The organism is Pseudomonas sp. W2-17, from assembly GCF_041060445.1.
Taxonomy (GTDB): domain Bacteria; phylum Pseudomonadota; class Gammaproteobacteria; order Pseudomonadales; family Pseudomonadaceae; genus Aquipseudomonas.
In genome coordinates this window covers 251,190-258,607 of the sequence record NZ_JAUFNS010000008.1, presented here as the reverse complement: position 1 = coordinate 258,607, position 7,418 = coordinate 251,190, and the positions used below count along the sequence as shown (strand labels likewise).

The following is a 7,418-nucleotide window of genomic DNA, read 5'->3' as shown; positions in this document are numbered from 1 at the left end:
CTGGTTTCGAGATTCGCCCTGGATGTACGCCATAAGAAAATGCCCCGCATCTTTCGATGCGGGGCATTTTCTTAGATCTGAGGCAGGTTGGCTAGGTTTTCACACAGTCTGCACCGTTGGAGTCGGTCGCAATGAATGCACGCGCTCCTGTCAGTGGGACCGGCTTCAGCCGGGAAGGGGCCGGTCTGCGCATCCTCAATCTTTGGATCCAGACACCACGTAAACGCCCCGCATTTGGATAGACGCTCAACCGCTTAATCCCTCAAATAACCATTCCCAATCTTCATTAGTAGCCAGCCCTAAACTCCCTGCGTTCGCTGCCGAAACATCTTTCAGGCCGTGCCTTCTCTTTCCTGCCGCACCCCGTGCAAAGCGCAGCGCACCTCTCGGCATCGCACTCTCGTCGCTGTCATCTCTGGTTATGGACACACGCATATGATCAAACGTCTGGGTTTCAGCAGAAAAATCCTGCTGGCCGCTGCACTCATCGTGGTAGTTGCTTTCTCGTGTTTCATTCTGGTGAACGACTATCGCCAGCGCGAAACCTTGAAGAACAGCGTCGCTTCCGAGCTTCAACAGTTGGGCAGTCTGACTACGCAAAACATTCAAACCTGGCTCGACAGCCGCACGCAGTTGCTCAACTCCATGGCCCAGCAGATCGCGGTTGACGGGCCGGCCCAGGCCAGCCTGCAGCGGGTGATCGGTTTGCCGGTCTACCCCGACAACTTTCAGCTCAGTTATTTCGGCAGCAAGGACGGCGTGATGTTCTCCGTCCCAACGGGCAATCGCCCGGCCGACTATGACCCGCGGGCCCGTGGCTGGTACAAGGCGGCCGATGCAGCGCAGGGCATTATCGTCACCGAGCCGTACATTGCCGCGTCGTCGGGCAAGCTGGTGGTGACACTGGCCACGCCGGTCCGCCAGCAAGGGCAGATGATCGGCGTCGCGGGTGCGGACATTTCCCTGGACGCGATCAGCAAGACCATCAACTCGCTGAACTTCGGCGGTCATGGTTATGCGTACATCGTCAGCGCCGACGGCAAGATTCTGATTCACCCGGACAGCAAGCTGATCCTCAAGAACGTCAGCGAGGCCTACCCCAACGGTGCGCCAACCATCGCGCCGGGCGTGGCGGAAATCGAGTCCGGCGGCAAGGCGCAGATCATCTCGTTTACCAAGGTGGAGGGGCTGTCGTCGGCGAACTGGTACGTGGCGCTGGTGCTTGACCGCGACGCAGCCTACTCGATGCTCAGTGAATTCCGCTCTTCGGCGATCTTCGCGATGGTTATCGCTGTGGCGATCATCATGGTCCTGCTGGGCCTGTTGATCCGCGTGCTGATGCAGCCGTTGCACCAGATGGGCCGTGCCATGCAGGACATTGCCGACGGAGAAGGCGACCTGACCATGCGTCTTGCCATCGTGTCCCAGGATGAGTTTGGCGCGCTGGCGCAGTCGTTCAACCGTTTTGTGGAGCGTATTCACGGCTCGATACGCGAAGTGGCGTCGACCGCCGGGCAACTGGGGGAAGTCGCGGCCCGCGTGGTCGGTGCCTCGAATTCGTCGATGGGCAATTCCGATCAGCAGACCAGCCGCACCAGCAGTGTGGCCGCGGCGATCAACCAGCTCGGCGCCGCCGCCCAGGAAATCGCCCAGAACGCCGCGCTGGCGTCGCAGCATTCCAGCGAGGCCACGCAACTGGCCAGCGAAGGTCAGGGCGTCGTCAGCCAGACCATCACGGCGATGAATCAGCTGTCGGAGAAGATCAGCGAGTCGTGCGCCAACATCGAAACTTTGAACAACAAGACCGCCAACATCGGGCAGATTTTGGAAGTGATTACCGGTATCTCTCAGCAGACCAACTTGCTGGCGCTGAACGCCGCCATCGAAGCGGCGCGGGCAGGGGAAGCGGGGCGTGGTTTTGCGGTGGTGGCGGACGAGGTGAGGAATCTGGCGCACCGCACCCAGGATTCGGCGCAGCAGGTGCAGGGCATGATCGAGGAATTGCAGGTCGGTGCGCGCGACGCGGTGATCAACATGACCGAGAGCCAGCGCCAGAGCGAGAACAGCGTGACCATCGCCAATCAGGCCGGCGAGCGCCTTAACAGCGTGACCCGCCGGATCAGTGAGATCGATGGCATGAACCAGTCGGTGGCGACTGCCACCGAGGAGCAGACGGCGGTGGTGGAGTCGATCAATGTCGACATTACGGAGATCAATACGCTGAATCAGGAGGGTGTCGATAACCTGAAATCGACTCTCGATGCTTGTGCTCATCTGGAACATCAGACGGCGCGGCTGCAGCATTTGGTCGGCACTTTCCGGATCTAAACGCCAGATCAAGATCAAGATCAAGATCAAGATCAAGATCAAGAGCGTCGGCCTAACGGCCTCTGTTTCGCCTTCGGCGAGTTACTTGGAAAAGCACCCCAAGTAACCAAGGGTGCTTGCTCCTGGCTTGGCCCCTCGTGCCTCGGGGTTCCTTCACTCCGGTCTCGCTCCGTGGGCCCGCTGCCATCCGCCATCCATGGCGGGGGGCAGCTCTCGCCGCATCCATGCGGCTCGGCCCACTCCGCGAGACCTCCGTTCAGCCTGCACCAAAGTCGCGATTGGTGGTGTCTGAGCCTTTTTCGTACGAAGATCAAAAGCAGATCAAAGCACGCGTAGTAGGACCGGCTTCAGCCGGGAAGAGGCCAGTTCAGGCGCCAACATTTGACCGGTCCCACGGGGGGGACGCGGTGTGCTTGATCGTTCCCAACGCTCCGCGTGGGAATGCATCCCCTGACGCTCCGCGTCACAGGTCTTACTGACGGGATGCGGTGCTTTTGTAGGACCGGCTTCAGCCGGGAACACGCCAGACTTCACACCCCTAATCCCGCAGCGCGACCCCCGACGCCTTCCCGGCTAAAGCCAGTCCGACGGTCGAAATGCATTTCCATAGTGGGACCGGCTTCAGCCGGGAAGAGGCCAGTCTGAACACCCTAAATTCAGCGGAGTGACATCCGACGCTTTCCCGGCTAAAGCCGGTCCCACTGACTGCATCGCGTTGTGCCAATGGACCAACGGCACGAATTATTTGTTTCAGCCCCATCCATCACTCCGCCATGCAGTCTTCAACCTCCGCGCAACTTGTCTAGCCCGCACAGCCGCTAGACCGCCCTTTAACGTCCTGATGTCCACAACCCCCCCGAAAAATCCCGCATCAAACCGTCTCCGAAGTGAAACGCCGTCGTCATCGTCGATTCATGGAACTGCCACAGCCTACCCCTAATGTCACTCGCACCGAACGCGGCCAAGGACGGTCGTGCGGCGGATCATTCATCCCCGGCAGGACGCTGGAATCACTACACCAGAGAAGCCCATGACCGCAGCCATCCACGTCGACCGCTTGAACAAGACATTCGCCCGAAAGACCGCTTTGGTTGACCTTGCATTGTCTATACAACACGGGGAAATGGTTGCGCTGATCGGCGCTTCCGGTTCCGGCAAATCCACGCTGTTGCGCCATATGGCCGGTCTGGCCTGTTGTGATCGCACCAACGGCGGCAGCGTCCAGGTGCTGGGGCGCGAAGTGCAGGCTTCGGGCCGGCTCAACGGCAAAGTGCGCCGCCTGCGGGCTGACATCGGCTACATCTTTCAGCAATTCAATCTGGTCAATCGACTCAGCGTGCTCGACAACGTCCTGCTCGGCTGCCTCGGTCGCATGCCGCGCTGGCGTGGCAGCCTGGGCCTGTTCAACGCCGAGGAGAAAGACCGCGCCATGGCCAACCTTGACCGCGTCGGCCTTGCCGATCTGGCGCCGCAACGGGCCTCGACCTTGTCCGGCGGCCAGCAGCAGCGGGTGGCCATCGCCCGTGCGCTGACCCAGCAGGCCGAAGTCATTCTCGCCGACGAACCCATTGCCTCCCTTGACCCCGAGTCAGCGCGCAAGGTCATGGAAATCCTCGCCGACATCAATCGCCGGGACGGCAAGACCGTCGTCGTCACCTTGCATCAAGTGGATTACGCCGTGCGTTATTGCCCGCGTGCCGTTGCACTGAAAGGCGGGCGGATTCACTTCGACGGCAACGGCGCCGAGCTCAACAGCCAGTTCCTCAACGACCTGTATGGCGCCGACGCCGACACCAGCCTGATGTTCGACGGCAGCGCACGCGACGGAGAAAGACCGCCGCAACTGATGATGGCCCGCGCGTGATTCAGCTGCAGCGCTGACAAACCACATAAACCAGAAAACATCCCAACAACCAACCCAGCTCCGGGAGTTCCCCATGTTGAACCGTATCGGGCGCGTGTTCGCGTCTGCCGCTGCCGTTGCCGGTTGCCTGCTGGGCAACGCGCAGGCCGACGACAACGTCATCAATTTCGGCATCATGTCCACCGAGTCGTCGCAGAACCTGAAAAGCGTCTGGCAGCCGTTCCTCGACGACATGTCGAAAAAGACCGGCCTGAAAGTCAACGCCACCTTCGCCTCCGACTACGCCGGCCTGATTCAGGGCATGCGTTTCAACAAGGTCGACGTGGCCTGGCTGGGCAACAAGGCGGCCATGGAAGCAGTGGACCGTTCCGGCGGCGAAATCTTCGCCCAGACCGCCGCCGCCAACGGTGCGCCCGGCTACTGGAGCGTGATCATTGCGCGCAAGGACAGCCCGATCAATTCGGTCGAGGACATGCTCAAGCACGCCAAGGAGCTGACCTTCGGCAACGGCGACCCGAACTCCACCTCGGGCTACCTGGTGCCGGGCTACTACGTGTTTGCGCAGAACCACGTCGACGCCGCCACCGCCTTCAAACGCACGCTGAACTCCAGCCACGAGGTCAACGCCCTCAGCGTGGCCAAAGGGCAATTGGACGTCGCGACCTTCAACACCGAAAGCTGGGACCGTCTGGAAGTCACCCAGCCCGACAAGGCCGCGATGCTCAAGGTGATCTGGAAATCGCCGCTGATCCCGGCCGACCCGATGGTCTGGCGCAAGGGCATGTCCGACGCGGACAAGAACAAGATCCGCGATTTCTTCGCCAACTACGGCGACACCGACGAACAAAAGGCCGTGCTGAAGAACATGCAGATGGGCAAGTTCCTCAAGTCTTCGGATGACCAGTTGCTGACCATTCGCCAGCTCGAGCTGTTCAAGCAGAAGACCGAAACCACGGCCAGCACCACCCTCAGCGCCGACGAAAAGGCCACTCGCCTGAAAGACATCGACGCTGGTTTGGCGAAGCTGCAGGACCGTATTTCCGAGCTGGAAAAACAAGGCACCGCCAAGGCGGGTTGATGCACGGGGCGCGCCTGCCTGTGGGGGTAAACCACGTGCAGGCTCGGCGCGCCAGTCATGACGCTTCACCCGTTCGCAACCGGACTCTTTATGACCACTCACGCTGCTTACATCGAAGCCGCCGGCAAGCGCAGCTGGCCGCAATACCTGGGCTGGGGCCTGTTCCTGGCGATGATGGCCTGGGCCTGGCACGGCGCGGAAATGAACCCGCTGGCGCTGTACCGCGACTCCGGCAACATGGCGACCTTCGCCGCCGACTTCTTCCCGCCTGACTTTCACGAATGGCGCGCGTACCTCAAGGAAATGATCGTCACGGTGCAGATCGCCCTGTGGGGCACGTTGCTGGCGATCGTCTGCTCGGTGCCGCTGGGCATTCTCTGCGCCGACAACATTACGCCGTGGTGGATTCATCAACCGCTGCGCCGGGTCATGGATGCCTTCCGCTCGATCAACGAAATGGTCTTCGCCATGCTCTTCGTGGTGGCGGTCGGCCTCGGCCCATTCGCCGGCGTGCTGGCGTTGTGGATCAGCACCACCGGCGTGCTCGCCAAGCTGTTTGCCGAAGCGGTGGAAGCGATTGATCCAGGCCCGGTCGAAGGCGTTCGAGCCACCGGCGCCAGTGCCCTGCAGGAAGTCATCTTCGGAGTCATCCCGCAGGTGATGCCGCTGTGGATTTCCTACGCGCTGTACCGCTTCGAATCCAACGTGCGCTCGGCGACGGTGGTGGGGATGGTCGGTGCCGGTGGGATCGGCGTGATCCTCTGGGAAAACATCCGCGCCTTCCAGTTCACCCAGACCTGCTCGGTGCTGCTGGTGATCATCGTGGTGGTGAGCGTCATCGACATCTTCTCCCAGCGCCTGCGCAAGCAGTTCATCTAATGACCACGACAGGAGAGGGTGCGAACCCTTTTTTTAGCCATGCAGTTGTCTAGACATTCCGAAGCCCTACACCGAGAACCGATGTACCTCGAACTGGCGCAAACCCTGCGCAGTGAACTCGACCGCTACACCGCCGGTGAATACTTGCCCGCCGAAATCCAGCTGGCGGCGCGCTTCGAGGTCAACCGGCACACCGTGCGCCGGGCCATCGACGAGCTGGTGCGCGAAGGCAGTCTGCTGCGCCGCCAGGGCAAAGGCACCCAAGTGCTGGGGCGTCCGCTGGTGTACCCGGTTGCCGCCGGCAGTGCCTACAGCGAATCACTTGCGGCGCTGGGCCACGGCGTCGAAGCGGTGCTGCTGCAACGCCGGCACTGCACGGCGACGGCGGAGGAGGCCGGGCATCTGGGCCTCGAACCCCATGCGCCGCTGATCGAATTGCAAACCCTGCGCCGCCTCGACGGCCAGCCGGTCTGCCTGATTCGCCACCGCTACTGCGCCACCCGCGCGTCACTGATCGCCGACTACGTCAGCGGTTCGGTGCGCCAGTTCCTCACCGAACGCCAGTTGCCGTTGACCCGCACCTTCAGCCTGATCGGCGCGCGCCTGCCCAGTCGCGAAGAAGCCAGCGTGCTGCTGATGCCGCGCCACTTGCCGGCGCTGACGGTGCTGACCCTTTCCCACGATGCGCACGGAAACCCGGTGGAGATTGCCCATTCCACCAGCCGCTCCGACCGCTTCCAGTATCAGATCGTCACCTGACGGAGATGCCCTCGATGACTGCCACACCCGCTTCCTCCACCGCGCCTGATACTTCAGCGCCCGATCAGGCTGTCCGCCAGCACTGGATCGGCGTGCTCGCGCGCAGCCGCCGCGCCGAACTGCTGGCCCACGAAGCCGCCCTGCGTGACGCCGACTATCAACTGATCCGCGCGCCGGAAATCGGCATGACCCTGGTGCGCGGCCGCATGGGTGGCAGCGGTGCGCCGTTCAACGTCGGCGAGATGACCGTGACCCGCTGCGTGGTGCGCCTGTCCGACGGCCGCACCGGCTTCAGCTACCTCGCCGGGCGCGACAAGGCCCACGCCGAACTCGCCGCCCTGGCCGACGCACATTTGCAGGGCGCCCAACAGGCGCACTGGATGACTGACCTGATCGCCCCCCTGGCCCGCGCGCACGACCTGCGCCGGGCCCAACAACAAGCCGAAACCGCCGCGACCAAAGTGGACTTCTTCACCCTGGTCAGAGGAGAAAACTGATGAGCACGTCTCT

Annotated in this window: 6 protein-coding genes; all 6 read left to right on the top strand. The window is 62.1% G+C overall.

All coding sequences use genetic code 11. The annotated features are described in order from the left end of the window. The first annotated feature begins 435 nt into the window (after positions 1–435). The 6 genes from QWI20_RS12895 (at position 436) to phnG (ending at position 7,405) form a co-directional block, all read left to right on the top strand. Positions 436–2,328 carry a methyl-accepting chemotaxis protein gene (locus QWI20_RS12895; RefSeq protein ID WP_369305794.1) on the top strand — a complete coding sequence of 631 codons (1,893 nt, stop codon included), beginning with the start codon at positions 436–438 and terminating at the stop codon, positions 2,326–2,328. Positions 2,329–3,358: 1,030 nt separating this feature from the next. After that, positions 3,359–4,192: a phosphonate ABC transporter ATP-binding protein gene (gene phnC, locus QWI20_RS12890; RefSeq protein WP_369305793.1), complete on the top strand. Its 834-nt coding sequence runs from the start codon at positions 3,359–3,361 to the stop codon at positions 4,190–4,192. 73 nt (positions 4,193–4,265) lie between these two features. Continuing rightward, on the top strand, positions 4,266–5,270 hold the full coding sequence (gene phnD / locus QWI20_RS12885; protein WP_369305792.1) for a phosphonate ABC transporter substrate-binding protein: 1,005 nt from the start codon (positions 4,266–4,268) through the stop codon (positions 5,268–5,270). Between the two features lie 90 nt (positions 5,271–5,360). After that, positions 5,361–6,149: a phosphonate ABC transporter, permease protein PhnE gene (gene phnE / locus QWI20_RS12880; protein WP_074887601.1), complete on the top strand. Its 789-nt coding sequence runs from the start codon at positions 5,361–5,363 to the stop codon at positions 6,147–6,149. A 39-nt stretch (positions 6,150–6,188) separates the two neighbouring features. Continuing rightward, on the top strand, positions 6,189–6,908 hold the full coding sequence (gene phnF / locus QWI20_RS12875; protein WP_369305791.1) for a phosphonate metabolism transcriptional regulator PhnF: 720 nt from the start codon (positions 6,189–6,191) through the stop codon (positions 6,906–6,908). A 14-nt stretch (positions 6,909–6,922) separates the two neighbouring features. Further along, positions 6,923–7,405 carry a phosphonate C-P lyase system protein PhnG gene (gene phnG, locus QWI20_RS12870; protein ID WP_369305790.1) on the top strand — a complete coding sequence of 161 codons (483 nt, stop codon included), beginning with the start codon at positions 6,923–6,925 and terminating at the stop codon, positions 7,403–7,405. Positions 7,406–7,418: the final 13 nt, after the last annotated feature.

Excerpts from the sequence above, each read along its gene's own strand:
- phnF (WP_369305791.1), top strand. The coding sequence starts at position 6,189 with ATGCAGTTGTCTAGACATTCCGAAGCCCTACACCGAGAACCGATGTAC.
- QWI20_RS12895 (WP_369305794.1), top strand. The coding sequence starts at position 436 with ATGATCAAACGTCTGGGTTTCAGCAGAAAAATCCTGCTGGCCGCTGCA.
- phnE (WP_074887601.1), top strand. The coding sequence starts at position 5,361 with ATGACCACTCACGCTGCTTACATCGAAGCCGCCGGCAAGCGCAGCTGG.
- phnC (WP_369305793.1), top strand. The coding sequence starts at position 3,359 with ATGACCGCAGCCATCCACGTCGACCGCTTGAACAAGACATTCGCCCGA.
- phnD (WP_369305792.1), top strand. The coding sequence starts at position 4,266 with ATGTTGAACCGTATCGGGCGCGTGTTCGCGTCTGCCGCTGCCGTTGCC.
- phnG (WP_369305790.1), top strand. The coding sequence starts at position 6,923 with ATGACTGCCACACCCGCTTCCTCCACCGCGCCTGATACTTCAGCGCCC.